Annotated in this window: 24 protein-coding genes and 1 tRNA gene; 19 read left to right on the forward strand and 6 right to left on the reverse strand. The window is 69.3% G+C overall.

The genetic code is table 11. The annotated features are described in order from the left end of the window. The first annotated feature begins 80 nt into the window (after positions 1-80). Positions 81-156 (forward strand) — tRNA-Glu (locus Q9S78_RS10685). A gap of 54 nt (positions 157-210) precedes the next feature. Here Q9S78_RS10685 and Q9S78_RS10690 read toward each other — a convergent pair. Together Q9S78_RS10690 and Q9S78_RS10695 are read right to left on the reverse strand one after the other, a co-directional pair. Next, positions 211-1,245 carry a DUF4349 domain-containing protein gene (locus Q9S78_RS10690; RefSeq protein ID WP_311870201.1) on the reverse strand — a complete coding sequence of 345 codons (1,035 nt, stop codon included), beginning with the start codon at positions 1,243-1,245 and terminating at the stop codon, positions 211-213. Beyond that, on the reverse strand, positions 1,242-1,802 hold the full coding sequence (locus Q9S78_RS10695) for an RNA polymerase sigma factor (protein ID WP_311870202.1): 561 nt from the start codon (positions 1,800-1,802) through the stop codon (positions 1,242-1,244). The genes Q9S78_RS10690 and Q9S78_RS10695 overlap by 4 nt, the downstream gene beginning before the upstream one ends. Before the next feature lie 104 nt (positions 1,803-1,906). Here Q9S78_RS10695 and Q9S78_RS10700 point away from each other — a divergent pair, with 104 nt between their 5' ends. From Q9S78_RS10700 to Q9S78_RS10730, 7 genes are all read left to right on the forward strand, one after another. Further along, positions 1,907-2,995, forward strand: a complete 1,089-nt coding sequence (locus tag Q9S78_RS10700; RefSeq protein WP_018188075.1) for a TerC family protein — start codon at positions 1,907-1,909, stop codon at positions 2,993-2,995. A gap of 176 nt (positions 2,996-3,171) precedes the next feature. Further along, complete coding sequence (gene leuC / locus Q9S78_RS10705; RefSeq protein WP_311870203.1) at positions 3,172-4,614, forward strand: 3-isopropylmalate dehydratase large subunit; 1,443 nt, start codon at positions 3,172-3,174, stop codon at positions 4,612-4,614. A 1-nt stretch (position 4,615) separates the two neighbouring features. After that, positions 4,616-5,212 carry a 3-isopropylmalate dehydratase small subunit gene (leuD, locus tag Q9S78_RS10710; protein ID WP_311856858.1) on the forward strand — a complete coding sequence of 199 codons (597 nt, stop codon included), beginning with the start codon at positions 4,616-4,618 and terminating at the stop codon, positions 5,210-5,212. Between the two features lie 65 nt (positions 5,213-5,277). Continuing rightward, positions 5,278-6,642: a UDP-N-acetylglucosamine 1-carboxyvinyltransferase gene (gene murA / locus Q9S78_RS10715; RefSeq protein ID WP_018188072.1), complete on the forward strand. Its 1,365-nt coding sequence runs from the start codon at positions 5,278-5,280 to the stop codon at positions 6,640-6,642. Next, complete coding sequence (locus Q9S78_RS10720; protein WP_018188071.1) at positions 6,639-7,409, forward strand: lysophospholipid acyltransferase family protein; 771 nt, start codon at positions 6,639-6,641, stop codon at positions 7,407-7,409. Before murA ends, Q9S78_RS10720 begins: the two co-directional genes overlap by 4 nt. Beyond that, the gene (locus Q9S78_RS10725) at positions 7,399-8,547 is read left to right on the forward strand and encodes an NAD(P)H-dependent glycerol-3-phosphate dehydrogenase (protein ID WP_020097193.1); all 1,149 of its coding nucleotides are present in this window, start codon (positions 7,399-7,401) and stop codon (positions 8,545-8,547) included. The genes Q9S78_RS10720 and Q9S78_RS10725 overlap by 11 nt, the downstream gene beginning before the upstream one ends. Continuing rightward, a complete protein-coding gene (locus Q9S78_RS10730; protein WP_081630828.1) occupies positions 8,447-9,526 on the forward strand; it encodes a D-alanine--D-alanine ligase family protein in 1,080 nt (359 codons plus the stop codon). Before Q9S78_RS10725 ends, Q9S78_RS10730 begins: the two co-directional genes overlap by 101 nt. Before the next feature lie 6 nt (positions 9,527-9,532). On the opposite strand, the gene Q9S78_RS10735 is transcribed toward Q9S78_RS10730, so the two are convergent. Further along, positions 9,533-10,009, reverse strand: coding sequence for a DUF3515 family protein (locus tag Q9S78_RS10735; protein ID WP_311856852.1), 477 nt, complete (start codon positions 10,007-10,009; stop codon positions 9,533-9,535). 22 nt (positions 10,010-10,031) lie between these two features. Here Q9S78_RS10735 and thiL point away from each other — a divergent pair, with 22 nt between their 5' ends. After that, positions 10,032-11,003, forward strand: coding sequence for a thiamine-phosphate kinase (thiL, locus tag Q9S78_RS10740; protein WP_311870204.1), 972 nt, complete (start codon positions 10,032-10,034; stop codon positions 11,001-11,003). On the opposite strand, the gene rsmD is transcribed toward thiL, so the two are convergent. Further along, positions 10,973-11,581 (reverse strand): 16S rRNA (guanine(966)-N(2))-methyltransferase RsmD, encoded by a 609-nt coding sequence (gene rsmD, locus Q9S78_RS10745; protein ID WP_311856850.1) that lies wholly within the window; start codon positions 11,579-11,581, stop codon positions 10,973-10,975. The genes thiL and rsmD overlap by 31 nt on opposite strands. A gap of 38 nt (positions 11,582-11,619) precedes the next feature. Here rsmD and Q9S78_RS10750 point away from each other — a divergent pair, with 38 nt between their 5' ends. From Q9S78_RS10750 to mutM, 6 genes are read left to right on the forward strand one after another with little or no spacing between them, the layout of a single operon-like run. Next, positions 11,620-13,767, forward strand: coding sequence for an ATP-dependent DNA helicase RecG (locus Q9S78_RS10750; protein WP_311856849.1), 2,148 nt, complete (start codon positions 11,620-11,622; stop codon positions 13,765-13,767). 42 nt (positions 13,768-13,809) lie between these two features. Then, a complete protein-coding gene (gene coaD, locus Q9S78_RS10755) occupies positions 13,810-14,307 on the forward strand; it encodes a pantetheine-phosphate adenylyltransferase (protein WP_018188064.1) in 498 nt (165 codons plus the stop codon). A gap of 56 nt (positions 14,308-14,363) precedes the next feature. Continuing rightward, the gene (locus Q9S78_RS10760; RefSeq protein ID WP_018188063.1) at positions 14,364-14,921 is read left to right on the forward strand and encodes a YceD family protein; all 558 of its coding nucleotides are present in this window, start codon (positions 14,364-14,366) and stop codon (positions 14,919-14,921) included. Positions 14,922-14,923: 2 nt separating this feature from the next. After that, entirely contained in the window at positions 14,924-15,133 is a 210-nt protein-coding gene (gene rpmF / locus Q9S78_RS10765; RefSeq protein WP_018188062.1) for a 50S ribosomal protein L32, read from the forward strand. Positions 15,134-15,143: 10 nt separating this feature from the next. Continuing rightward, positions 15,144-15,836 carry a ribonuclease III gene (gene rnc, locus Q9S78_RS10770; protein WP_020097200.1) on the forward strand — a complete coding sequence of 231 codons (693 nt, stop codon included), beginning with the start codon at positions 15,144-15,146 and terminating at the stop codon, positions 15,834-15,836. A gap of 6 nt (positions 15,837-15,842) precedes the next feature. Continuing rightward, positions 15,843-16,751 carry a bifunctional DNA-formamidopyrimidine glycosylase/DNA-(apurinic or apyrimidinic site) lyase gene (gene mutM / locus Q9S78_RS10775; RefSeq protein WP_116229026.1) on the forward strand — a complete coding sequence of 303 codons (909 nt, stop codon included), beginning with the start codon at positions 15,843-15,845 and terminating at the stop codon, positions 16,749-16,751. Here mutM and Q9S78_RS10780 read toward each other — a convergent pair. Continuing rightward, complete coding sequence (locus Q9S78_RS10780; RefSeq protein WP_311856845.1) at positions 16,748-17,836, reverse strand: GNAT family N-acetyltransferase; 1,089 nt, start codon at positions 17,834-17,836, stop codon at positions 16,748-16,750. The two genes, mutM and Q9S78_RS10780, sit on opposite strands and share 4 nt — an antisense overlap. Positions 17,837-17,897: 61 nt before the next feature. After that, positions 17,898-18,155: a hypothetical protein gene (locus Q9S78_RS10785; protein WP_018188058.1), complete on the reverse strand. Its 258-nt coding sequence runs from the start codon at positions 18,153-18,155 to the stop codon at positions 17,898-17,900. Positions 18,156-18,580: 425 nt separating this feature from the next. On the opposite strand from Q9S78_RS10785, the gene smc reads away from it, so the two are divergent. From smc to Q9S78_RS10805, 4 genes are all read left to right on the forward strand, one after another. Next, on the forward strand, positions 18,581-22,084 hold the full coding sequence (gene smc / locus Q9S78_RS10790; protein ID WP_311870205.1) for a chromosome segregation protein SMC: 3,504 nt from the start codon (positions 18,581-18,583) through the stop codon (positions 22,082-22,084). Between the two features lie 98 nt (positions 22,085-22,182). Further along, complete coding sequence (locus Q9S78_RS10795; RefSeq protein WP_311870206.1) at positions 22,183-22,500, forward strand: excalibur calcium-binding domain-containing protein; 318 nt, start codon at positions 22,183-22,185, stop codon at positions 22,498-22,500. 22 nt (positions 22,501-22,522) lie between these two features. Beyond that, positions 22,523-23,395 (forward strand): signal recognition particle-docking protein FtsY, encoded by an 873-nt coding sequence (gene ftsY / locus Q9S78_RS10800; protein WP_116229029.1) that lies wholly within the window; start codon positions 22,523-22,525, stop codon positions 23,393-23,395. 44 nt (positions 23,396-23,439) lie between these two features. Next, positions 23,440-23,940, forward strand: a complete 501-nt coding sequence (locus Q9S78_RS10805; protein WP_018188053.1) for a DUF2004 domain-containing protein — start codon at positions 23,440-23,442, stop codon at positions 23,938-23,940. Positions 23,941-23,944: the final 4 nt, after the last annotated feature.

A 23,944-nucleotide genomic window follows, 5' to 3' on the forward strand; every position in this document is an offset into this window, starting at 1 on the left:
AGGGCGCGCCGATTTTGCGCGACTGTGAACGTCGTGCATAATTGAACGGTTGCCTCCGCAGGGAGGGAACGGAAAAGTGCGGCCCCATCGTATAGCGGCCTAGTACGCCGCCCTCTCACGGCGGTAACGCGGGTTCGAATCCCGCTGGGGTCACCACATGACGAAACCCTCGACCGACAGGTCGGGGGTTTCGTCGTTTCCGATGCGTTCTCAGGCGTCGTCGGCGGTGGCGTCGGTGCGTCGCCGCCGGCGCGCACCCCGCGCCACCCGGACGATGAGGACGACCACCGCAGCGACGGCGAGCCAGGGGAGGAGGAACCCCAGGCCGATCACGACCCCGTTGAGCGTCACGAGCAGGGCGTTCCAGCCGGTGGCGACCCCGTCACCGAAGCCGTCCGGCTCGGCGGCCACCGCCTGGCCGGGGCGCGAGATCGTGATGGTCGCGCTCGAGAGCGCGACATCGTCGGCGAGGGTCTTCTCCCGTGCGCGCAAGGCGTCGAGATCCGCCTGACGCTGGGCGAGTGCCTCCTCGGCCGCCAGGACGTCCGCCGTGCTGGCGGCATCCGAGATCAGTCCGCGGAGGCGCTCCACGGACGTCTCGAGCGACGCGATCCGGGCGCGGAGGTCTGTTGTCTCGGCCGTGACGTCGTCCCGTGAGATGTCGGTGGCTCGGACGGCGCCCAGGTCGTCGAGGTCGCGGAGGAAGTCCGTGAGGCCCGTCGCGGGGATGCGCACCGTGATGCGGGCATCCCCGGTGGCTGCAGCGTCATCCGTCGCCGCGTCGCTGACGGTCAAGGACTCGACGTACCCCCTGGATGCCTGGGCTCTCGCCCCGATCTCATCGGCGGCATCGGCGGGGTCGTCGGCCTCGAGGCGCGCCTCGGCGCGGGCGATCACGGCTCGCTCGTCGACGGGGGCTGCGGCCGCGCCGGCGTCGCCGAGATCCTGCAGGCCACCGCTCATCTCGGTGCCCTCGGCATCCGGTCGTGCCATCGACTCCTGCGACGCGGCGCCGTCGGCGAAGGATCCGGCGCCGGCGCCGCTCCCGAGGGCCGGGCCGACGAACCCGGCGACGACGAGGACGGCAGCCGCTGCGGCGGCGTAGGCCCATCCGCGTCGACGACGCCGCGTCGCACCGTTGCGGGTGCTGCTCTCCGTCGCAGCGATCTCGGCGAACAGCGCCCTCTCGATGTCGTCCTGACGCGATCGGGTCAGTTCCGGCAGTGCGATGTCGTCCGTGGTCATGATCCCTCCGTTCCCAGGGCCGTGCGCAGGCGGGCGCGGACCCGCGAGAGGCGGTTGCGGACGACGGCGTGCGAGATCCCCAGTTCTTCGGCCGCCGCCGCGTAGGCGTATCCCTCGGTGGCGCACAAGCGGAAGATCTGCTGATCGAGCGGCGACAGGGTCCCGAGTTCCGCGACGACGCGCTCCGCCAACGCCGAGCCGATGACCTGATCCTCGACGTCGACCGTGCCGGGGATGGTCTCATCGACCCCCGCGTCGGTGTTCAGCCGGTCGCGCCGCTGTCGCCGCATCCGATTCGCACTCTGGAACCGGCAGATCGTCACGAGCCACGGAAGGAGCGAATCGCTCACGAGATCGAGCGTCGGCAGGCGTCGCCACGCGACCAGGAAGGTCTCCTGCATGACGTCCTCCGCATCCGATGTGTCGCCCAGGAGCCCATGGGCGAGCCAGTACACGGGCCGCGCGTAGGCGCGATACAGCTCGCGGAAGGCCTGCTGGTCGCCCCGTGCGGCGGCTGCCACCAGGTCCGCGTCACGCCGTGCGAGCGGGTCGGCCATGGCATCCTCGTTCGTCCTGTCGATGGGGGAGTGTCGCCGCGTGAGGGATCGTCTCAGACAACTCGAAAGGTACTCTTAGGGTCGCCCCCGCACGAAAGGCCCCCATGGAGCTCCCCCTCTGGTTCGAGGTCGGCTCGCTCGTCGGTCTGACGCTCATCCTCGTCGCCGACCTGCTGCTGATCATCAAGCGCCCGCACGTCCCGTCGACGAAGGAATCCACCCTCTGGGTCGTGTTCTACGTGGCGCTCGCCCTCCTCTTCGCGCTCCTGATGCTCGTCGTCACGAACGGGGAGTACGCCGGGCAGTTCGTCGCGGGCTGGCTGACCGAGTACAGCCTCTCCATCGACAACCTCTTCGTGTTCGTGCTGATCATGAGCCAGTTCTCGGTGCCGCGGGCGGCGCAGCAGAAGGTGCTGATGGTCGGGATCATCATCGCGCTCGTCCTACGGGGCATCTTCATCCTGCTGGGCGCCGCCATCATCGAGCAGTTCAGCTGGGTCTTCTACCTGTTCGGCGCCTTCCTCATCTACACGGCCTGGAAGCAGGCCTTCGACGGTGAGGACGACGAGGACGAGGAGAAGAAGGAGAGCTTCCTCGTCAGGCTCCTCCGGCGCCGGATGAAGGTGTCCGAGGAGTACGACGGTGCGAAGGTGCGGACGGTGATCGACGGCAAGAAGGTCTTCACGCCGATGATCATCGTGTTCGCGGCTCTCGGCATGACAGATCTGCTGTTCGCGATCGACTCGATTCCGGCGATCTTCGGCATCACGCAGAGCGCCTTCATCGTCTTCACGGCGAACATCTTCGCGCTGATGGGGCTCCGCCAGCTCTACTTCCTGCTCGGCGGACTCCTGGACCGGCTGAAGTACCTGCACTTCGGCATCGCGTTCATCCTGGCGTTCATCGGCGTCAAGCTCGTCCTCCACGCCCTCCACGAGAACGAGCTGCCGTTCATCAACGGCGGGGAGCACGTGGAGTGGGCTCCGGAGATCTCCACCTGGGTGTCTCTCGGGGTCATCGTCGGTTCGATGGCGGTCGCGACGATCGCCAGTCTCATCGCGGCGCGCCGCGAGGGGCTGCGGGAACCGCTCCCCGCAACCGGGCCGACGCCCGTCCGCCACGCGGAGGACGTCGCCGCTGAACAGGGGACCCCTCCCACGGTCGAGACGCGTCCCTCCGACGACGCCCGGTGAGGATCGCCGCGCGTCCGTCCCTGACCGGGGCGCGGTCGCGCACGTCGCCGGGAGGCCGGTGATAGTCTGACGCCGTGCGGACCGCTCGACTCCTTATCGGCCGCGACGAGACCTCGTTCTGAGCCCTCTCTCGTCGCGGAGGCTGTCGCGGGCGCCATCCGACATCAGGAGACAACATGAGCACGATTCCCGACCGTCCCCGGACCCTCGCTGAGAAGGTGTGGGACGACCACCTCGTCGTGAAGGGCGAGGGCGGCAGCCCCGACCTCATCTACATCGACCTGCACCTCGTCCACGAGGTGACGAGCCCGCAGGCCTTCGACGGTCTCCGCGCGGAGGGACGACCGGTTCGCCGTCTCGACCTCACGATCGCGACGGAGGATCACAACACGCCGACGCTCGAGATCGACAAGCCGATCGCCGACCTCACGAGCCGCACGCAGATCGAGACCCTCCGCCGCAACGCCGAGGAGTTCGGCGTCCGCCTGCACTCGCTGGGCGACAAGGAGCAGGGGATCGTGCACGTCGTGGGACCCCAGCTGGGTCTGACGATGCCGGGCATCACCGTGGTCTGCGGCGACTCCCACACCTCGACCCACGGCGCGTTCGGGGCGATGGCATTCGGCATCGGCACGAGCGAGGTCGAGCACGTCCTCGCGACGCAGACGCTGCCGCTCAAGCCTTTCAAGACCATGGCGATCACCGTCGAGGGCACCCTGAAGCCCGGCGTGAGCGCGAAGGACATCATCCTCGCGATCATCGCGAAGATCGGCGCGAACGGCGGGCAGGGCTACGTCCTCGAGTTCCGCGGCTCCGCCATCCGCGCCCTCTCGATGGAGGGGCGTATGACGATCTGCAACATGTCGATCGAGGCGGGCGCCCGCGCGGGGATGATCGCGCCGGACGAGACTACCTTCGCGTACGTGAAGGACAAGCCGCACGCCCCGCAGGGGGCCGACTGGGACGAGGCGGTCGCCTACTGGCGGACGCTGCCCTCCGATGAGGGAGCCGTCTACGACGCGGAGGTCTTCCTCGCTGCCGACGAGCTCGAACCCTTCGTCACGTGGGGCACGAACCCCGGCCAGGGCGTCTCGCTGAACGGCGTCATCCCCGAACCCGCCGAGATGGCCGACCCGAACGAACGCGCGGCCGCGGAGCGGGCTCTGGAGTACATGGATCTCGCGCCGGGCACCGCCCTGAAGGACGTCGCGGTGGATGCCGTCTTCATGGGCTCGTGCACGAACAGCCGCATCGAGGATCTCCGCCAGTTCGCATCGATCGTGGCGGGTCGCACCAAGGCCCCGGGCGTCCGCGTCATGGTGGTCCCGGGTTCCGCCCGCGTCCGCCTCGAAGCCGAAGCCGAGGGCCTGGACAAGATTTTCACGGACTTCGGTGCCGAATGGCGCTTCGCCGGATGCTCGATGTGCCTCGGGATGAACCCCGACCAGCTCGCCCCGGGGGAGCGCTGCGCCTCCACGAGCAATCGCAACTTCGAGGGCCGCCAGGGCAAGGGCGGCCGCACCCACCTCGTGTCGCCGCTGGTCGCTGCGGCGACGGCGGTCCTGGGCCGCCTCGCGAGCCCGAGCGACCTCGACGCCCTGACCCTGACGGAGGCCTGACATGGAGAAGTTCACCCGCCACACCGGCGTCGGCGTGCCCCTGAAGCGCTCCGCGGTCGACACGGACCAGATCATCCCGGCCGTCTACCTGAAGCGCGTCACGAAGACGGGTTTCGAGGACGCGCTCTTCGCGAACTGGCGACAGGACCCCACGTTCGTCCTCAATCAGGATGCCTACCGCGGCGGGTCCGTCCTCGTCGCCGGCCCGGACTTCGGGACGGGGTCGAGCCGTGAGCACGCCGTCTGGGCTCTTCGCGATTACGGATTCCGCGTCGTCCTCAGCACGAAGTTCGCCGACATCTTCCGCGGCAACTCCGGCAAGCAGGGCCTCGTCACCGGCGTCGTCACCGAAGACGTCCTCGAGGCCATCTGGGCGGCTCTCGAGGCTGACCCCGGCCGCGAGATCACCGTGGACCTCGAGACACGAACGGTGGCGGTCGGCGACCTCCAGGCCTCGTTCGAGATCGACGATTACACTAGGTGGCGGCTTCTCGAAGGGCTCGACGACATCGGGCTCACGCTGCGCAGCGAAGATCAGATCGCGCAGTTCGAGGCGCGCCGCGAGGCGTGGCGGCCGCGGACGCTCCCCGTCCGCTGATCGGCCAGCGCCCCGCACAACGGGGCCGACCACGCTTCCTCGACACCAGTAATGAGGTCCCACCCATGAACACACTTCTCAGCGACTCCGCGTCCACCCCCGCCGGCGGCGGTAATACGGGTCAGACGCTCCGGATCCGCGGCGGACGACCGTTGCGCGGCCGGGTCGAGGTGAAGGGGGCGAAGAACCTCGCAACGAAGGCGATGGTGGCCGCCCTCCTGGGTGAGACCGCCAGCATCCTCCGGGATGTGCCGGACATCAGCGACGTCCACGTCGTGCGTTCGCTCCTCGAGGTCCACGGCGTCCACGTCGAGGACCTCGAGGACGGCGTCCTCCGGCTCGACCCGAGCGGAGCGGTCTCGGCTCACATGGAGGAGATCGACGCCCACGCCGGTGCGTCTCGCATCCCGATCCTCTTCTGCGGGCCTCTGCTGCACCTGCTCGGCCAGGCGTTCATCCCCGACCTCGGCGGATGCCGCATCGGCGACCGCCCGATCGACTTCCACCTCGACGCGCTCCGCTCGTTCGGCGCCATCGTCGACAAGCTCCCGAGCGGCATCCGGCTGTCGGCGCCCGGCGGCCTTCACGGCGCCAACATCGAGCTGCCCTACCCGAGCGTCGGCGCGACCGAGCAGGTCCTGCTCACCGCGGTCCGGGCGAAGGGGACGACCGAGCTTCGGAACGCGGCCATCGAGCCCGAGATCATGGACCTGATCGCCGTCCTGCAGAAGATGGGCGCGATCATCTCTTACGAGCCCAACCGGGTGATCTTCATCGAAGGCGTCGAATCTCTCCGCGGCTACGACCACCGGGCGATCTTCGACCGCAACGAGGCCGCCTCGTGGGCCGCCGCCGCCCTGGCCACCGACGGCGACATCTTCGTCGGCGGCGCCAAGCAGCAGGAGATGCTGACCTTCCTCAACGTATTCCGCAAGGTCGGTGGCGACTTCGACATCGCCGAGGACGGCATCCGCTTCCGCCGCGGCGGTCCGCTCAAGCCCGTCATGGTCGAGACCGACGTGCACCCCGGGTTCATGACCGACTGGCAGCAGCCGCTCATCGTGGCCCTGACGCAGGCCGAGGGTGAGTCCGTCGTCCACGAGACTGTGTATGAGAACCGGCTCGGCTTCACCCGCGCTCTGGTCCAGATGGGCGCCGACATCGTCGTGCACCCCGACGGCATCGCGAGCTCCGAGCGACGCGTTCCCCGCCGCGCCCTCGAGCAGGCCGCTGTCATCAACGGTCCGACGCCCCTCCACGGTGCCGACGTCGTGGTCCCGGACCTCCGCGGCGGCTACTCCTACGTCATCGCCGCGCTGGCGGCCGAGGGCGAGTCGACCGTTCGCAACATCGGGATCATCCGTCGCGGCTACGAGAAGTTCCTCGAGAAGCTGACGGACCTCGGCGCCGACTTCGACGTCACGGAGTGACCCGGGTGAGCCCTCGTCGTCACGCGTCGGCTGAGAAGACCCGCCCGAGCGTCTTCTGGCCCGCCGCCATGATCGTCATCCCCGCCACGGGATGGTTCGCGAAGATCGAGATCGAGGGCGCCGAGAACCTGCCGCTCGAGGGCGCCTACGTCCTCGCCCCGAACCACTACAGCGAGTTCGATCCGGTGATCGTCGCCGTCGCGACCTGGCGGATGGGCCGGGCGCCCCGGTTCATGGCCAAGGAGAGTCTGTTCAAGGTCCCGGTCCTGGGTGCCCTCTTGCGGGCGACGGGCATGATCCCCGTGGCCCGGGCCTCGAACTCGGCGGCGGCGACGCAGACGCTCGCGCAGTCGAACGCCCTCGTCGCCGAGCAGCGCGGCGTCATCGTGTATCCCGAGGGTTCGCTGACCCGCGACCCCGACATGTGGCCGATGCGGGGCAAGACGGGCGCCGTGCGCCTCGCCCTCGCCGCGGCCGAGACACTCCCCGTCATCCCCGTCGCGACGTGGGGTGTGCAGGAGATCCTGCCGCGGTACGGGCGCCTGCGGCTGTGGCCGCCGCGTCGCCGGGTGCGCGTGCTCGTGGGTCCTCCCGTCGACCTGTCCGCGTTCACCGACACGACCCCCGCCACGCTCGTCGCGGCGACGGATGCCGTCATGCGGGACATCTCGATCCTCCTCGGTCGCCTCCGCGGCGAGGAGCCGCCCGCCGAGCGCTGGAATCCGGCCAAGCACGGGCAGAACGAAACGGGACGCCTTGACTCCTAGGGAATCGTCGCGCCGCGACGCCGCGGCTCCCCGGGTCGCGGTCCTCGGTTCCGGAAGCTGGGGAACGACGTTCGGGAAGGTCCTCGCCGACGGCGGCGCGGACGTCATGATGTGGGCGCGACGCGCCGAGCTCGCTCACGAGATCCGCGAGGGCAAGCGGAACTCGCAGTACCTCCCGGGCATCAACCTGCCGCGCGGTCTGTCCGCGACCCACCACCTCGCCGAGGCCCTCGACGGGGCGACGCAGGTCTACATCGCCATCTCCAGCCAAGCGCTCCGTCAGAACCTCAAGGCCGTCCGCCCCATCCTCGCCGCCGGCGACGCGCCCATCGTGTCGCTGATGAAGGGCGTGGAGAAGAAGACCGGACTGAGGATGAGTCAGGTCCTCGAGCAGGAGCTCCGTTGCGACCCCGACCGCATCGCCGTGGCATCCGGCCCGAATCTCGCCCTCGAGATCGCCCGCGAGCAGCCGACCGCCGCGGTCATCTCGTCGTCGAGCCAGGAGACGGCCGAAGCCGTTGCGCGCATCGCCCGCAACACCTACTTTCGCACGTTCGTCAACACGGACGTCATCGGCACCGAGTTCGGCGGGGTGCTGAAGAACTTGATCGCGGTGGCGATCGGCATCGTCGACGGTGTCGGCTACGGCGAGAACACGAAAGCGTCGATCATCACGCGAGGCCTCGTCGAGATGACGGATTTCGCCGTCGCCCAGGGGGCGCAGCCCGAGACGCTGCAGGGACTCGCCGGACTCGGCGACCTGATCGCGACGTGCCAGTCGCCCCTCAGCCGCAACAACACCGCCGGCCGCCTGCTCGGACAGGGCTACAGCTTCACGGAGGTCGTGAAGCAGATGGACCAGACGGCCGAAGGCCTCGCCTCCGTCGCCCCCGTCCTCCAGCTCGCCAAGGAAGCCGGCGTCCAGATGCCCATCGTCGAGCAGGTCAAGATGGTGCTCGACGGCACGATGAACCCCCGTGACATCGCACCGCACCTCACAACGGATGACGATGAGCCCACGGAGGAGAGGACTCAGAATGGTTCAGGCGGTAGTGGTTCTGCTCTTCGGAGGGCGTTCCAGCGAGCATTCGATAAGTTCCGCCACGGCGGGCGGGGTGCTGCGCGCGATCGATCGTGAGCGGTACCGCGTCATCCCCGTCGGGATCACGCGCGAGGGAGCGTACGTCCTCGAGGACGACGATCCCGACAAGTTCGCGCTGAATCCCGAGCGGCTCCCCGAGGTCGTCGACAACGGCACGCGGATCGTCTGGCCGGAGTCGACGGCGAACCGGACGCTGTCGGTGCGTCGCCCCGACGGGGCGGTCGAGTCCCTCGGTGAGATCGATGTGGTCTTCCCCATCCTCCACGGCCGCTTCGGCGAGGACGGCACTGTCCAGGGCTTCCTCGAGCTCCTCGACCTGCCCTACGTCGGAGCGGGCCTGCTCATGTCGGCGATCGGCATGGACAAGCACACGACCAAGAGCGTCCTCCGCGCGGCCGGCGTTCCCGTCGTGCCGTGGGTGACCGTCACCCGCGCAGCGCTCGAGCGCGACGATGACCTGTGGCGACGCCGCATCCGTGCCCTCGGTCTTCCGGTCTTCGTGAAGCCGGCCCGCGCCGGGTCCAGCGTCGGCGTGTCGAAGGTGTCCGAATGGGAGGGCCTGGATGCCGCCCTCGACACCGCCTTCGCCGAAGACACCAGCGTTCTCGTCGAGCAGGCCGTGACGGGGCGCGAGGTGGAGTGCGGCGTCCTGCAGGGCCGGGACGGCGCCGAGCCGCGCGTCAGCGTGGCGGGGGAGATCGTCGTCAGCGGGCGGGATTTCTACGACTTCGAGGCGAAGTACCTCGGCGCTCCCGGGATCGATCTCGTCTGTCCAGCCGACCTGCACGACGGTGAGTTGCGCGAGATGCAGCGGGTCGCGGCGCAGGCGTTCGAGGCGGTCGGGGGACAGGGGCTGTCGCGCGTCGACTTCTTCTACACCGGCAGCGAGTTCTTCGTGAACGAGGTGAACACGATGCCCGGGTTCACCCCGATCTCGATGTTCCCGACGTGCTGGATCCAGAGCGGGCTGAGCTACCCCGACCTGATCACCGAGCTCATCGAACTGGCGCGGTAAACCGGGTCAGGGCTGCCCCTCGGTCGGAGCCACGCACTTTCCGGTGACCTCGAACCGCTTCGTGATCAATCGGCTGAGCGCCGAGACGGGACCGCTCGACGAGACGGCGTCGTAGTCGACGATGAGCTCCGCTGCGGGCGTCCGCCCGTAGGTGGCGATCCGGTACAACGGCGCGCGCGAGTCGTCCACGACCCAGTCGACGCCGTCGACCGTGAAGCACGGGAGCGTCGTCGGTCCCGTCGGCTGTGTGCCGCAGGTGAACTGGACGGTCGTCGGGTCGCCCCACGCCGCGGTGGACTGCGCGTCGGTCCAGCGGCGCGACTGATCTCCCAGGACGTCGGGGAGGAGGACCATCACCTGTGCGCAGCGCGGATCGTCGGCGTTCGGAGCGGCCTTGACGGCGACGGTCGAGGAGCAGCCGGACAAGGCGGCGACCCCGGCTACGAGCAGGGCGAGCGCAGTGGTCGAGCGGGTCCGGGGCATCGCTCCAGGCTACCGTGGACGCATGGGTGAGCTCCGTGTGCGCGACGTGTCCGAGAAGGAGCTCCTGGCCCGCATCCTCCGTGTACTGGGACCGGCGTCGCGTGCCGAGATCGGCCCCGGGGACGACGCCGCCGTGCTCGCCGTTCCTGGCGGGCGGATCGTGGCCACGACGGACACCCTCGTACACGGGCCCGACTTCCGCCTCGCCTGGACCTCGCCCTACGATCTCGGCTACAAATCCGCTGCGGTGAACATCGCCGATGTCGCTGCGATGGGCGCGAGGCCCACTGCGCTCCTCGTCGCCCTGGCGCTGCCGGACTGGCTGCCGGCGACCTTCGTCGAGGCTCTGGCGTCCGGCTTCCGCGACGCCCTCGCCGATCTCGCGCCGGGCTGCGCGGTCGAGGGGGGCGACCTCACCGTGTCCGAGACGCTCACGGTCGCCGTCACCGCCCTCGGCGTGCTCGACGGAGTGGAGCCCGTCCGCCGGTCCGGCGCGCGTCCCGGAGACGAGATCGCGGTGGCGGGTGAGCTGGGCGCGGCGGCGCGGGGCCTTCGGATCCTGTTCGACCGGTTCCGGGATGCCGCGGGCACACCCGTCCCGATCGATCGTGACGTCCTCACGCCTGCCGAGCAGCACGACCTCGACGCGCAGTTGCGCCCTCGTCCGCCGATCGAACTCGGCGTTCTCGCCGCGCGGGCGGGAGCGACGGCGCTCATGGACGTCTCCGACGGGCTCCTGCTCGATGCCTCACGGATCGCGGACGCCTCGCGCGTGACACTGTCGATCGATGTCGATCTCGATGACGACGCACTCTCGGGCGGCGAGGACCACGCTCTCCTCGCCTGCTTCCCGGCCGGGTCCACGCCGACCGGCTTCGAGGTCATCGGCCACGTGCGGGTGCGCGGCGACGCCGCCGTCCTCGCGCAGGGCGCCGTCCCCTCGACGCGAGGCGGCTGGGATCCCTACGCCGACTGGGACTCGGCGCTCGGCTGACCCGCGTCCGCGGCATCGGCGGGGGCGAGCCACCAGAGGGTCGTGTCGCCGTACTTCTTCGCGCGGTCCACGACGAGGCCTGCGGGCAGATCGGGCTCGCCGGAGCGCGTGGCCCGTTCGACGACGACGACCGCGGAGTCGGTGAGCCGAGGAGTCAGGAGTGCGAGCGTCGTGGACACCTCGGCATCCGTCATGTCGTAGGGCGGGTCCACGAACACGAGGTCGAAAGACGGTCCGCCGGCGCGGAGGAACGCATCCGCGGAGGACCGGTGCACCGTCACCCGCCGATCCGGGAGACTGCGGGCGACGGCTCGGACGTTCCGCTCGATGACGGATGCCGCGCGCGGCGCCCGCTCGACGAGGTCGGCCGACGACGCCCCGCGGCTCACGGCCTCGAGCCCGAGCGCGCCTGATCCCGCGTAGAGATCGAGGACGGCGGCGGACTCGATGAGGTTCGCGGATTCCAGAGCGCCGAACAGCGACTCCCGCACACGTTCGCTCGTCGGCCGCGTCCCGGCGCTCGGGACGGCGAGCGGCAGCGATCCGGCGGCCCCGGCGATGATCCTCGTCACCCCCACACGATATCCGCGTCGGCGGTCGCTCGTAGACTCATCGCATGGCCTCGTACTCGCTCGACACGCCCCTGCACGAGGCGGTCGGCGACAACCTGGCGAAGGGGCTGAAGCGCGCCTTCCACATGACGACAGTGGGGGAGTTGCTGGGGCACTACCCGAGGCGGTACGCCAACCGCGGGGAGCTGACACACATCGCCGCTCTTCCGGTCGGCGAGCTCGTCACGATCGTGGCCGAGGTCCGCTCCGCGTCGACGAGGCCGATGCGGGGCCGCCGGGGGGAACTCGTCGAGGTCGTCATCGGCGACGGCGAGGGAACCATGTCGCTCACGTTCTTCGGGCAGTCCTGGCGCGTGAAGGATCTCACGGCCGGCCGGCAGGGCATCTTCTCCGGCAAGGTGGGGGAGTACCGCGGTCAGAAGCAGTTGACGCATCCCGACTACCAGCTCTTCGACGACGAGGGAACGGCGCGGCTCACCGCGGAGGCGTGGCGGAATCGCCCCATCCCGATCTATCCGGCGACGAGCACCTTCTCGAGCTGGCAGGTCAAGAAGTGCGTGGACCTGGTGCTCCCTGCGCTGACGGGCGTGCCCGAGCCTCTCCCCGACGCCTTCCGCGCCGCTCAGGGCCTTCTCGACGCCCGCACGGCGCTGACCCGCATCCACGATCCGGAGTCCTTCGACCAGATCGATCCGGCACGCGAGACCCTCCGGATGCACGAGGCGTTCGTCCTTCAGGCAGCCCTCCTGCAACAGCGTCACTTCGTCCGGATGATGTCCGCGACCGCCCGGCCACCCGGCGACCTTCTCGCCCGATTCGACGCACGGCTGCCGTTCGAGCGCACACCCGACCAGCTGAGCGTCGGTGACCGCGTCGCCGCGGACCTCGTCGCCCCGTGGCCGATGAACCGCCTCGTGCAGGGCGAGGTGGGGTCCGGCAAGACCCTCGTCGCGCTCCGAGCCATGCTCCAGGTCGCCCAGTCGGGCGGGCAGTCCGCGCTGATCGCCCCGACGGAGGTCCTGGCCGCCCAGCACGTGCGTTCCATGGCTCGGATGCTGGGACCCGAGCTCGCACCCGAACTCATGCCCACGTTGCTCACCGGGCAGCTGGGCGCGGCCGAGCGGCGACGGGCGGCCCTGCGGGTTGCCTCGGGGCAATCGCGCATCGTCGTGGGAACCCACGCGCTGCTGAGCGAGTCCACGACGTTCGCGGATCTCGGACTCGTCGTGGTCGACGAGCAGCATCGCTTCGGGGTCGACCAGCGCGAGACGCTGCGCGCCAAAGGGAGTTCGCCGCACGTCCTCGTCCTCACCGCCACCCCGATCCCCCGTACGGTCGCCATGACCGTGTTCGGCGACCTCGACGTGTCGACGATCCGGACGATGCCCGGGGGCCGCGCCGGGATCTCGAGCTTCGTCGCGCCCGTGGGGGAGAAGCCCGCGTGGTTCGCGCGCGTCTGGGAGCGCGTCGCCGAGGAGGTCCGACTCGGGAGGCAGGCGTTCGTGGTGTGTCCGGCGATCGACGCTGCGACCGACGCGACCGACGAGGAGAGTCCCGAGACCGAGGAGCCCGCCCGGACGCGCTGGGGAGTCGTGCAGGCGGCCGCGCTGCTGTCGGGGCATCCCGATTACCGGGACATCCGCGTCGAGATCCTCCACGGCAAGATGCCCGGTGACGAGAAGGATGCCGTCATGCAGGCCTTCGCGCGTGGCGACATCGACGTGCTGGTCGCCACGACGGTGGTCGAAGTCGGTGTCGACGTCCCGAACGCCTCGACCATGGTGATCCTCGAGGCGGATCGATTCGGCGTCTCGCAGCTCCACCAGCTCCGCGGGCGTGTCGGCCGCGGCTCAGTTCCCGGGCTCTGCCTGCTGGTCACCGAGGCCGACCCGTTCACGCCGGCACGACAGCGCGTCGAGGCCGTCGCCGCGACGACGGACGGTTTCGAACTCGCCGAGGTCGATCTCGAGCTGCGCGGCGAGGGTGACGTCCTCGGTGACGCGCAATCCGGCGTGCGGTCGTCGCTGCGGCTGCTGCGCGTCGTCGCCGATGCAGACCTGATCGCGACGGCCCGCGCCGAGGCGGAGCGTCTTCTCGCCGACGACCCGACCCTCGACGGAGCCCCTGGACTCGCTGCGGCGATCGCCGGTCGCGTGAGTCAGCGGGAACGCGCGGCGCTCGCGAAGAACTGAGCCGGGGCGCGGCGCGGGCTCTCTGTCGTTAGGCTCGACGGCATGAACAACCGGATCGCCGTGGTGCCGGGGTCGTTCGACCCGCCGACGCTCGGGCATCTCGACGTCATCCGGCGCGCCGCAGCCCTCTACGACCAGTTGCACGTGCTCGTCGTGCACAACCCCGGCAAAGAGGCGATGCTGCCGATCGCTCAGCGACTGTCGCTCCTCGAACAGTCGATCTCCGAGAGCGACATCGACGGCGACGTCATCGTGGCCGCCTGGAGCGTCGGCCTCCTCGTCGACTATGCGACCGACGTCGGCGCCGGAGTCCTGGTCAAGGGGATCCGCTCCCAAGTCGACGTCGCCTACGAGACCCCGATGGCGATCGTGAACCGGCATCTTGCGCACATCGAGACCGTGTTCCTGTTGCCCGACCCCGCTCACGCCCTGGTGTCCAGTTCGCTCGTGCGTCAGGTGGCATCGCTCGGCGGGGATGTGTCGCCGTTCGTGCCCGCGCCGGTGGCTCGATTCCTCGACACCGGTGCTCGCGAAGGCTGATCCGGCCCGGGAGCTCCCCGTCACGCGTACGATGGACGACCGTGGTCAGAAAGCGTGTGAGCGGTCCCTTCGTCCTTCCCGTCCGCGACATCCTCCGGGCTCCCGGGGAGATGCGCGAATTCGAGCTGACGGTGCCTGTCGCCGAGAAATGGGGCGAGGGACTCGCCTGGGTTCCGGCGGGTGAAGACGTCCATGTCGACGCTCGTCTGGAATCCGTCCACGAGGGCATCCTCGTCACCGCGGAGATCTCCACGACCTACGACGGACAGTGCAGCCGGTGCCTCACGGACCTGACACGCCCCCTCGAAGTCGAGTTTCAGGAGCTCTTCGGGTATTCTGGGGACGAAGCGACTGACTTCGAGGTTCAAGACGACCACGTGGATCTTGAAACAGGAGTCAGGGATGCGATCGTCCTGTCGCTTCCGTTCCAGCCGGTGTGTCAGCCGGACTGCCCCGGACTTGATCCGTCCACGGGTGAGAAGCTGACCGAAGCACCGGTCACGGAGACTCAGATCGACCCGCGCTGGACTGCGCTGGCCGCCTTGTCGGCCCCACCCACAGACCACGACGGCGAAGCATCACGCCCCGCCGCCGACGACACAGAGAAGAGCTGACCATGGCAGGTAACCCCCCGAAGCGGAAGGTCTCCCGCTCCAACACCCGTTCGCGTCGCGCGCAGTGGAAGGCCGAGGCCCCCACGCTCGTCAAGACCATCGAGAACGGCAAGGTCGTCTACAGCCGTCCCCACCAGGCGAAGGTCGTCACCGACTCGCAGGGCACGGAGCTGTTCCTCGAATACAAGGGCCGCAAGGTCGCCGACATCTGATCGGCGCGTCGTGACAGACGCCACCACCGATCACTCGGTGCTCACACACAAGCTCGGGGTCGACATCGACCCCGAGCTTGTGTCGCTTGCGCTCACCCACCGGTCGTACGCCTACGAGCACGGAGGCATCGCTCACAACGAGCGTCTGGAGTTCCTCGGCGACTCCATCCTCGGGATGGCGGTGACCGTCCATCTCTACCGCTCGCACCCCGACCTCGACGAAGGGTCGTTGGCCAAGCGTCGTGCGAGCGTGGTGTCGACGGTCGCGTTGGCGGAGGTCGCCCGCGGAATGGGGCTCGGAACTCATCTGCGGCTCGGCCGCGGTGAGGACCAGACCGGCGGACGCGACAAGGACTCCATCCTCGCCGACACGACGGAGGCGCTCATCGGCGCCGCCTATCTGTCTGCGGGAATCGAGGAGGCCACCGCACTCGTCCTCCGCCTGGTGTCGCCGCTGATGGCGGATCCCGAGCGTTACGGTGCGGCGATGGACCCGAAGACGGCGCTCCAAGAGCTCGCGGCGCGATCCGGGCGTCCGGTCCCTTCGTACAGCGTCGAAGCCGAGGGGCCCGATCACCACCGGGTGTTCACCGCGACCGTCGCCGTCGGCGATGTGTCACGAAGCGGCCGCGGCTCCAGCAAGAAGCAGGCCGAGATGGCGGCTGCTCTCGCCGTCTGGCGCGAGCTGTCGGCTCGGTCCTGAGCAGACGTGCCCGAGCTCCCCGAAGTCGAGGTCGTCCGCGCGGGCCTCGCCCCCGCCCTGGCTGGCTCGCGGATCGAGGCCGTCACGGTCCTCGATCCGCGATCGCTGACCCGACACGATGGCAGTGCAGCAGATTTCGAGCACCGCCTGACCGGGCGGAGGGTGGACGCCGTCGTCCGTCGCGGCAAGTTCTTGTGGATGCCGCTCGGCGACGCCGACGGGCGCGCCGAGTCCGAGGCGATCGTCGGTCACCTCGGTATGAGCGGCCAGATGCTGCTGCGCTCCTCGGGGACGCCGGAGCTCCGCCACGAACGGATCCGGTTCGACATCCGGCATCCCACCCATGCCGATGTCGCTGTGGTCTTCGTCGATCAGCGCACCTTCGGCTCGCTGGCCCTGGACCGGCTGATCCCCACACCTGACGCCGCGGCCGGCGGCTGGGGGAGCGAGGCACCCCTGGTCCCGACTCAGGTGGCGCACATCGCGCGGGACCCCCTCGACCCCGCTTTCGAGGAGACCGTGTTCCGTGCCCGGTTGGCACGCACGCGTTCGGCCATCAAACGGGTGCTGCTCGACCAGACCGTGGTGAGCGGCATCGGGAACATCTACGCGGACGAGTCGCTCTGGGCGGCGCGGATCCACCCGGAGCGCTCGGCTGACGACCTCTCGTCACGAGTGGTGCGCAGGCTCCTCGACGAGGTTCGGGCAGTGCTGCACCGAGCCCTCGCCGAAGGGGGGACCAGCTTCGACGCACAGTACGTGAACGTCAACGGGCAGGCGGGCTACTTCGCCCATTCCCTCAACGCGTACGGCCGCACCGGCGAAGCCTGTCCCCGCTGCGGCACACCGATCGTCCGCGTGAGCTTCACCAACCGCTCGAGCCACTACTGCCCCAGGTGTCAGCGCCGGGGCTAGCCGAACACCTTCTTCCACGCTCCGATGTACGCGGCGGGTGCGAACCCGATCGCCTCGTTGATGCTGAGCATGGGACGGTTCTCCTCGGCGTTCCAGGTGATGATCCTCGGTGACTGGGGTGCGATCTCCCGCCAGCGGAGGATCCCGGCGCACTTGATGAGCTGCCCGAGTCGGTGTCCCCGGTGTTCGCGGAGCACCAGGGTGTCCATCTGCTGGCTTGTCGCGGTCGGGTCCGCGCCGGAACACAGCTCGTTGAAGGCGACCACCTGACCGGAGGCTTCGTGGACCGCCGCGGTGACCAGCACGGTCTGTCCGGCCTCGAGGTAGCGAGCCTCGTGCCGTCCGAGGCGTTCGAGATCCCATACCTCCTCGTCCACCTCGAGGCCGGCGGCCGGAGCATCCGTAGACATGCGGGACTTCGCCCACGCGAAGCTCTCCCGGTACCGGTCCGGCACGGGCAGCGTCCATTGCTCGACCCGGTAGCCGGCCGCGTGAACCAACGCCTCTGCCTGCATCGCCGTGACCGTCGACAACGACGGCTCGATCTCGAGGATGCTCTTGCGGTCGACCTGTTCGAGGGTGTGGCCGTGGCGCCGGTAGTAGCGCGCCGGACGATCGAGCGGGATGGTCCCGAAGCCGGTGGGAGCGGCCAGTCGTTCCGTCGGGGCCCCGGGGTGCGGTTCGGGATGCTCCGCCCAGGACTCGAGGACGGTGCGACCCGCCTTCCGCGCGGTGTCCTCGACGACGCCGAGAAGCTCGCTGCCGATGCCTCGACCCTGGACGCGCTCGAGGAGCTCGATGATCCAGTAGGCGACCTGCGACCCCGCCTCTGCGGGGATGTCGACGATGACCCGGCCGACGACGTCGTCGCCGACGATGACGATCCAGCTGCGCTTGTCGTTGTCGGGGTTCTCCTGGAAGTGCGGCAACAGCTGCGCCGCGGTCGCGGCTTCGTCGTCGTTGTCGCTGATCTCTCGATAGATCTCGTTACGGACGTCGACCATCGCGAGGAAGTCGGCGGCGTCGGGCGCATCGACGGATGCGGGAACGGTAAGGGGACGGAGTTCGTAGGGTGCGGTCGTCATGGTCTTCTTCCGGGACGGTGTGTGGTCGGGGGCTGCGACGGTGTCGCAGCCCCCGAGGGGGTCATCGACGCGGGGCGAGGAGCGCACGGCGGCGGTCCCATTCGGCTTCGCGCGCATCGCGGGCGAGCCGCTCTCGGCGGCGGGAGTCGATCTGTTCGCGATCGGCGCCGGGACGGGTGCTCCACAGGAGCAGTGCCAACGCGAGCCGCAAGGCCAGTCGGTCGATGATCGTCTGACGGGCGGTGATGCCCGTCGGGGTGGGATGCTGCAGCGCGGCGATGACCGCCGAGGTGCGCTGCGGCGCGGTGAGAGTGCGCATGAGGTGATCTCATTTCGATCGTTGCAGTGAGGTGCCGCGAGCGCGGCGGAGTATCGTGCCGCAGCACGAAGGAGCACGTCCGTGTCCGGGGCCGGTGGCCCGGCGAACACGGGGTGGAGAGGACGCGGAACGTCCGGGGGCAGGGAGGCACACTCCGTCCGAAGACGGAGCTCACGTGAGGCGGCGGTTAGTGGCCGGTGTGAGCGCGGGTGTCCGCAGCGGCGCCGAAGGAGACGGTCCCCGAGGCGAACGGGAACGCGATGAACGCTTCTCCAGTGGGCATCATGTCGATGATCATGTCGAGGACCTCCTTTCTCGGACTTCTGACGCGAGCCCCGACACTAGCGTCGCCCCGGGCGCGCCGTCAAGAGACGGCGACGATTCGTCCGCTAGCGTGGACGCGACGACGACACCGGAGGCCCCTCATGCACCTGAAGAGCGTGACGCTCAAGGGGTTCAAATCCTTCGCGCAGCCTACGACGTTCGCCCTCGAGCCCGGGGTGACGTGCATCGTCGGCCCCAACGGGTCGGGTAAGTCGAACGTCGTCGACGCGCTCGCCTGGGTGATGGGGGAGCAGGGGGCGAAAACGCTCCGCGGCGGCAAGATGGAGGACGTCATCTTCGCGGGCACCGCGACCCGTGGTCCCCTCGGTCGCGCGGAAGTGCAGTTGACGATCGACAACTCCGACGGTGTCCTCCCGATCGAGTACAGCGAGGTGACGATCAGCCGGACGCTGTTCCGGAACGGGTCGAGCGAATACGCCATCAACGGCGAGACCTGCCGGCTTCTCGACGTCCAAGAGCTCCTGAGCGACTCCGGTCTCGGCCGTGAGATGCATGTCATCGTCGGTCAGGGGCGCCTCGACACGGTTCTCCAGGCGAGCCCCGAGGATCGACGTGGCTTCATCGAAGAGGCGGCGGGCATCCTCAAACATCGCCGCCGCAAGGAGAAGACCCTCCGCAAGCTCGATGCCATGGAGGCCAATCTCACGCGGCTCAGCGACCTCGCCGGTGAACTCCGCCGACAGCTCAAACCGCTCGGCAAGCAGGCCGAGATCGCCCGTGAAGCCGCGACGATCGCCGCCGTCGTCCGCGACGCGAAGGCACGACTGCACGCGGACGAGCTCGCGCGGCTCCGCGCCGAACTGGCCGATCACTCGCAGAACGAGCAGGAGCGTCACGCCGAGCGACTGGTGCTGCAGGATCGCGCCGAGGGATTCCGCCGCCGCATCGAAGAGCTCGAGAACGACCAGCGTGCCGAGGCGGTCGACCGCGCTCGCGCGATCACGTTCGAGCTCGGCCGCGTTCAGGAGCGGCTCCGCGGGCTCTATTCGCTGGCCGGACAGCGTCTGTCGCTTCTCGAGGACGACACGCAGCCCGTCGAGGCCGGCGCGACGGTCACCCAAGCGGTCATCGACGAGGCGCGCGCGGAGATCGACGAGATCGGCTCCGGATTGGGCACTGCGCAGGATGCCGCTGCTGCCGCGGCTCGCGAGGTCATCCGCGCCCGCGCCGAGCTTGATGCCCTCGACACGGACATCGCCGCCCAGAGCGCCCTCGTCTCGGAACACGACATGCGGCTCGCATCCCTGCGCGGGCGTTTCGAGGCCGCCACATCGAAAGCGGAGGCACTGCGCGCCGCGGTGGAACGTCAGCAGCGCGCGCTCGATGCCGCGGAGCAACGTCGGAACGAGGCCGAAGCGGCTCTCGACGAGATCGAGCCCGCGTCGGAAGGACCCGCGGACTCCGCAGCGGAGTTCGCGGCCGCATACGATCGCGCGCAGCGGGAGGCGACGGAGGCCGAGAGCGGGGTGGGCGGGATCCGCGAACGGCTACACGCCGCCGAACGCGAACGGGAGTCCCTCCTCGCAGAGACGGCAGCGCTCGGTCGAGCCCTCGACATACGGAATGCGGCGGCCGCGGTCGTCGACCGCGGAGGCCCCGGCATCCGTGGAATCGTCAGCGATGCCATCCGGGTCACGCCGGGCTTCGGAGCGGCGGTCGCCGCAGCGCTCGGTGCGCTTGCCGATGGCGTCCTGGTGGACGACCTCGAGACCGCCAGAGGCGTCGTCGAGACTGTCCGCGAGCACGACCTCGGCGTGGTCGACATCGCGGTGGCGGACGGCGCCGCCGCGCCCCGACCAGCGCTGCCCGGGGAGTGGACCTGGGCCGCCGACGTGGTCGACGCGCCCTCGGGTGTTCGCGCCGCCCTCGCGGGGGTGGCAATCACCGCAGACCTCGAAGACGCGTACGTCGCAGCGCGGACCGCGGCGGACTCGGGCGTCCACGTGATCGTCGTGACGCGCGCAGGCGAGACCGTCACGGCCAGCACCGTCCAAGCCGGATCCGGACAGTCCCGGTCGCGCATCGAACTCGGCGCCGAGCGGGATGCCGCGAGCGAGAGACTCACCGAGGTCACGGTGGTCGCCGATTCGCTGCGGGAGGCCCTCACCGACGCCCAGGCCCGGTGGGATGCCGCGCGTCAGCGCACCCGCGAGACGCTGACCGCGCTCCGCGAGCACGACTCCGCCCTCGCGGCTCACGCGGAGCAGATGAACCGGGCCACCGTCCGCCTCGAATCCGCCGCCGCCGAGTGCGAACGTCTCGACGCCGGGCTCCGCCAAGCCGAGGCCGCGGCCCGAGACGCCGAGACGGCCGCCCGGGCCGCGGGGGAGGCGTATCGCGCCGCCGAGGAGTCACCGCGGCCGATCCTCGACGCGTCGGCTCGCGACGGCCTGCTCGACGCGCTCGAGTCGGCTCGGACGCGTGAGATGGATACGCGCCTCGACGTCGAGACCCTCCGCGAGCGTGTCCGCGCGGCCGAGTCGCGCGTCGCCCAGCTCGAGCGCCAGCGTGAGCGCGAGCGTGCAGCCGCCGAAGCCGCGGCACGGCGCGCCGTGGTCCGACGGGCGCAGCGCGCCGTTGCATCGGAGGTCGTGGCCGCGTTGCCGCCCGTCCTCGACTCGATCGATCGATCAACAGCGCAAGCACGGGTCGAGCTGGAGCGTGCGGAGCAGACGAGAACGGCCTTGACGGCGGAACTGGCGGAGCTCCGCAAGGAGGATGCGGGGGTCCGCGAGCGGTTGTCGCGGGTCACCGAGTCGGTGCACGGTCTCGAGCTGCAGATGCACGAGAAGCGTCTTCACGTGCAGAGCCTCCTCGAGCGGGTCCAGTCTGAACTCGGTCTCGACGAGAGTATTCTCCTCGCGGAATACGGTCCGGATGTCCCCATCCCCACCTCGGACGAGGGGGCCTCTGAATCGTTCGATCGGGCCGCTCAGCGACGCCGACTCCAGGAGGCGGAACGCAAGCTCTCGCAGCTCGGACGCGTGAACCCGCTCGCGTTGGAGGAGTTCGCGGCGCTCGAGCAGCGGCACTCCTTCCTCACTGCTCAGCTCGACGATCTCGTCCGTACCCGGACGGATCTGCTGACGATCATCGAGGAGCTCGACGAGCGGATGCAAACGATCTTCCTTGCGGCATTCGAGGACACGAAGGTCGCGTTCGGCGAGGTCTTCCCCATCCTCTTCCCGGGAGGCACGGGATCGATCTCCCTGACCGATCCGGACAACCCCTTGACGACGGGGATCGATGTGGCCGTGCGCCCCGTCGGGAAGAAGATCGAACGACTCTCGCTCCTCTCGGGCGGTGAACGTTCTCTCGCCGCCGTGGCCCTGCTCACCGCCATCTTCAAAGCGCGACCGAGTCCCTTCTACATCCTCGACGAGGTGGAAGCGGCGCTCGACGACGCGAACCTGGGTCGACTGCTCGGGGTGTTCGAGCAGCTCCGGGAGTCGAGCCAGCTGATCGTGATCACTCATCAGAAGCGGACGATGGAGATCGCTGATGCGCTCTACGGCGTCTCGATGAGGCAGGACGGCGTCTCGGCCGTCGTGGGACAGCGGGTGCGCGAGCGCGCGACGGCGTGATCGACCGCGTCCTGTGTGTAGCCTGTGAGCGGGGGAACACGACGTATCCCACACGATCGACAGGGGTGGGAATGAAGGTTCGTACGAGCGTGCGCCGGATGGCGATGATCGCAGTTCTGGCCGTCGGGCTGGCGGGAGCACCGGCGGCGGCAGCCGTCGCAGCACCGGGGCCGGCGGCGTCGGTGACGGCGGCGCGGATGGTCCCGGCGGCGAAGCCCGTCGTGAAGACCTACAAGAACTGTACGGCGCTCAACAAGGTGCATCGGGGCGGTGTCGCGAAGGCCGGCGTCACCCACAACAAGGTCCACGGGAAGAAGCGGGCCTTCGGGGTGCGGCCGACGTTCTCGACGGCGCTGTACAACGCCAACAAGAAGATGGACCGCGACAAGGACGGCATCGCCTGCGAGAAGGGCTGATCCGGTCAACTAGCCTGGGATCATGGCGGAGAGCTCCTGGTCCCTTGGTCGCGCACTGCGCGGGTTGTTCGTCAAGCCGACGATCGATGACGACACGTGGGAGGACCTCGAGACGGCTCTCCTGACGGCTGACTTCGGTCCCGACGTCACGGAGCGCATCGTCGACGAGCTCCGCGAGAAGGTGGAACGGTTCCGGACCACGGATCCGAAGGACCTCCAGCGGATGCTGCGCGAGACCCTCGAGGAGCATTTCGCGAAGTTCGACACGACCCTCCGCCTCAGCGAGCGTCCGGCCGTCGTCCTCGTGGTCGGCGTGAACGGGGTCGGTAAGACGACGACGATCGGCAAGTTCGCCCACTACCTCCGGCGCTTCGGCCGAAGCGTCGTCGTCGGCGCAGCCGACACCTTCCGCGCTGCGGCCGTCGACCAGCTCGCCACGTGGGCCGAGCGCGGCGGGGCGGCGATCGTGCGGCCTCAGCAGGAGGGGCAGGACCCGGCATCCGTCGCGTTCCAGACGATCGACTACGCGATCCGCACCGGGACCGAGATCGTCCTGGTCGACACGGCGGGTCGGCTGCACACCAAGGCGGGTCTCATGGACGAGCTCACGAAGATCCGTCGGGTGATCGAGAAGCAGGCTCCGATCAGCGAGGTCTTGCTCGTGCTCGACGCCACGACGGGGCAGAACGGTTTGATGCAGGCTGAGGCGTTCCTCGAGCACGCGGGTGTCACAGGCCTGGTGCTCACCAAGCTCGACGGGTCGGCTCGCGGTGGCTTCGTCCTCGCCGTGCAGGAGCGCACCGGTATCCCGGTGAAGCTCCTCGGGCAGGGTGAGGGGGTCGGCGACCTGACCGGATTCACGCCTCACGTGTTCGCTTCGGCGCTCGTGGATTGAGCGAGTCGGTCGCGCGCGGGCCCCGAGGCTGGTTTCATTGAGACATGGCGATCGAGCACGACTACTTCGGACTCCTCGAGTCCGGACCCGACGGGTCGATCTTCTGGTCTGAGGTCGTGGACTTCGGTGATCAGCGGGTCACCGTCGACCTGACCGCGCCCGATCAGGATGACGTCTCCATCGACGCCCTCGACGTGGCCGCCGCGATGATCGCCGCGCTCGAGTCGATCGACCTCCGGGCCCGTAACGCGATGGTGTCCGAGCTCGACGACCGGACGAGCGAGGTGACCGAGTTCATCCTGCAACAGCAGGAGATTCTCGGGGAGGACATCGAGGACTTCCTCGTGGACGTCTCCGGCGACACGCACATGGACGTCATTCGTTCCCTGCAGCTGATGAGCATGACGATCCTCGCCGACGAGCACGGGGGCAAGGATCCGTTCGCCGTCCTCGAGTACGCGCTCGACCCCGACTCGACCGACGATGTGCTTCTCGTGAACCTCGATGTCTCCGGCGCGGTGCAGTCGGTGACCAGCGCCGACTGACCCC

The organism is Microbacterium aquilitoris (assembly GCF_031932285.1).
Taxonomy (GTDB): domain Bacteria; phylum Actinomycetota; class Actinomycetes; order Actinomycetales; family Microbacteriaceae; genus Microbacterium; species Microbacterium aquilitoris.

Coding starts and splice junctions, on each gene's coding strand:
- Q9S78_RS10690 (WP_311870201.1), bottom strand. CDS start 1,245: ATGACCACGGACGACATCGCACTGCCGGAACTGACCCGATCGCGTCAG.
- Q9S78_RS10695 (WP_311870202.1), bottom strand. CDS start 1,802: ATGGCCGACCCGCTCGCACGGCGTGACGCGGACCTGGTGGCAGCCGCC.
- Q9S78_RS10700 (WP_018188075.1), top strand. CDS start 1,907: ATGGAGCTCCCCCTCTGGTTCGAGGTCGGCTCGCTCGTCGGTCTGACG.
- leuC (WP_311870203.1), top strand. CDS start 3,172: ATGAGCACGATTCCCGACCGTCCCCGGACCCTCGCTGAGAAGGTGTGG.
- leuD (WP_311856858.1), top strand. CDS start 4,616: ATGGAGAAGTTCACCCGCCACACCGGCGTCGGCGTGCCCCTGAAGCGC.
- murA (WP_018188072.1), top strand. CDS start 5,278: ATGAACACACTTCTCAGCGACTCCGCGTCCACCCCCGCCGGCGGCGGT.
- Q9S78_RS10730 (WP_081630828.1), top strand. CDS start 8,447: ATGGTTCAGGCGGTAGTGGTTCTGCTCTTCGGAGGGCGTTCCAGCGAG.
- Q9S78_RS10735 (WP_311856852.1), bottom strand. CDS start 10,009: ATGCCCCGGACCCGCTCGACCACTGCGCTCGCCCTGCTCGTAGCCGGG.
- thiL (WP_311870204.1), top strand. CDS start 10,032: ATGGGTGAGCTCCGTGTGCGCGACGTGTCCGAGAAGGAGCTCCTGGCC.
- Q9S78_RS10750 (WP_311856849.1), top strand. CDS start 11,620: ATGGCCTCGTACTCGCTCGACACGCCCCTGCACGAGGCGGTCGGCGAC.
- coaD (WP_018188064.1), top strand. CDS start 13,810: ATGAACAACCGGATCGCCGTGGTGCCGGGGTCGTTCGACCCGCCGACG.
- rpmF (WP_018188062.1), top strand. CDS start 14,924: ATGGCAGGTAACCCCCCGAAGCGGAAGGTCTCCCGCTCCAACACCCGT.
- Q9S78_RS10780 (WP_311856845.1), bottom strand. CDS start 17,836: ATGACGACCGCACCCTACGAACTCCGTCCCCTTACCGTTCCCGCATCC.
- Q9S78_RS10785 (WP_018188058.1), bottom strand. CDS start 18,155: ATGCGCACTCTCACCGCGCCGCAGCGCACCTCGGCGGTCATCGCCGCG.
- smc (WP_311870205.1), top strand. CDS start 18,581: ATGCACCTGAAGAGCGTGACGCTCAAGGGGTTCAAATCCTTCGCGCAG.
- Q9S78_RS10795 (WP_311870206.1), top strand. CDS start 22,183: ATGGCGATGATCGCAGTTCTGGCCGTCGGGCTGGCGGGAGCACCGGCG.
- ftsY (WP_116229029.1), top strand. CDS start 22,523: ATGGCGGAGAGCTCCTGGTCCCTTGGTCGCGCACTGCGCGGGTTGTTC.
- Q9S78_RS10805 (WP_018188053.1), top strand. CDS start 23,440: ATGGCGATCGAGCACGACTACTTCGGACTCCTCGAGTCCGGACCCGAC.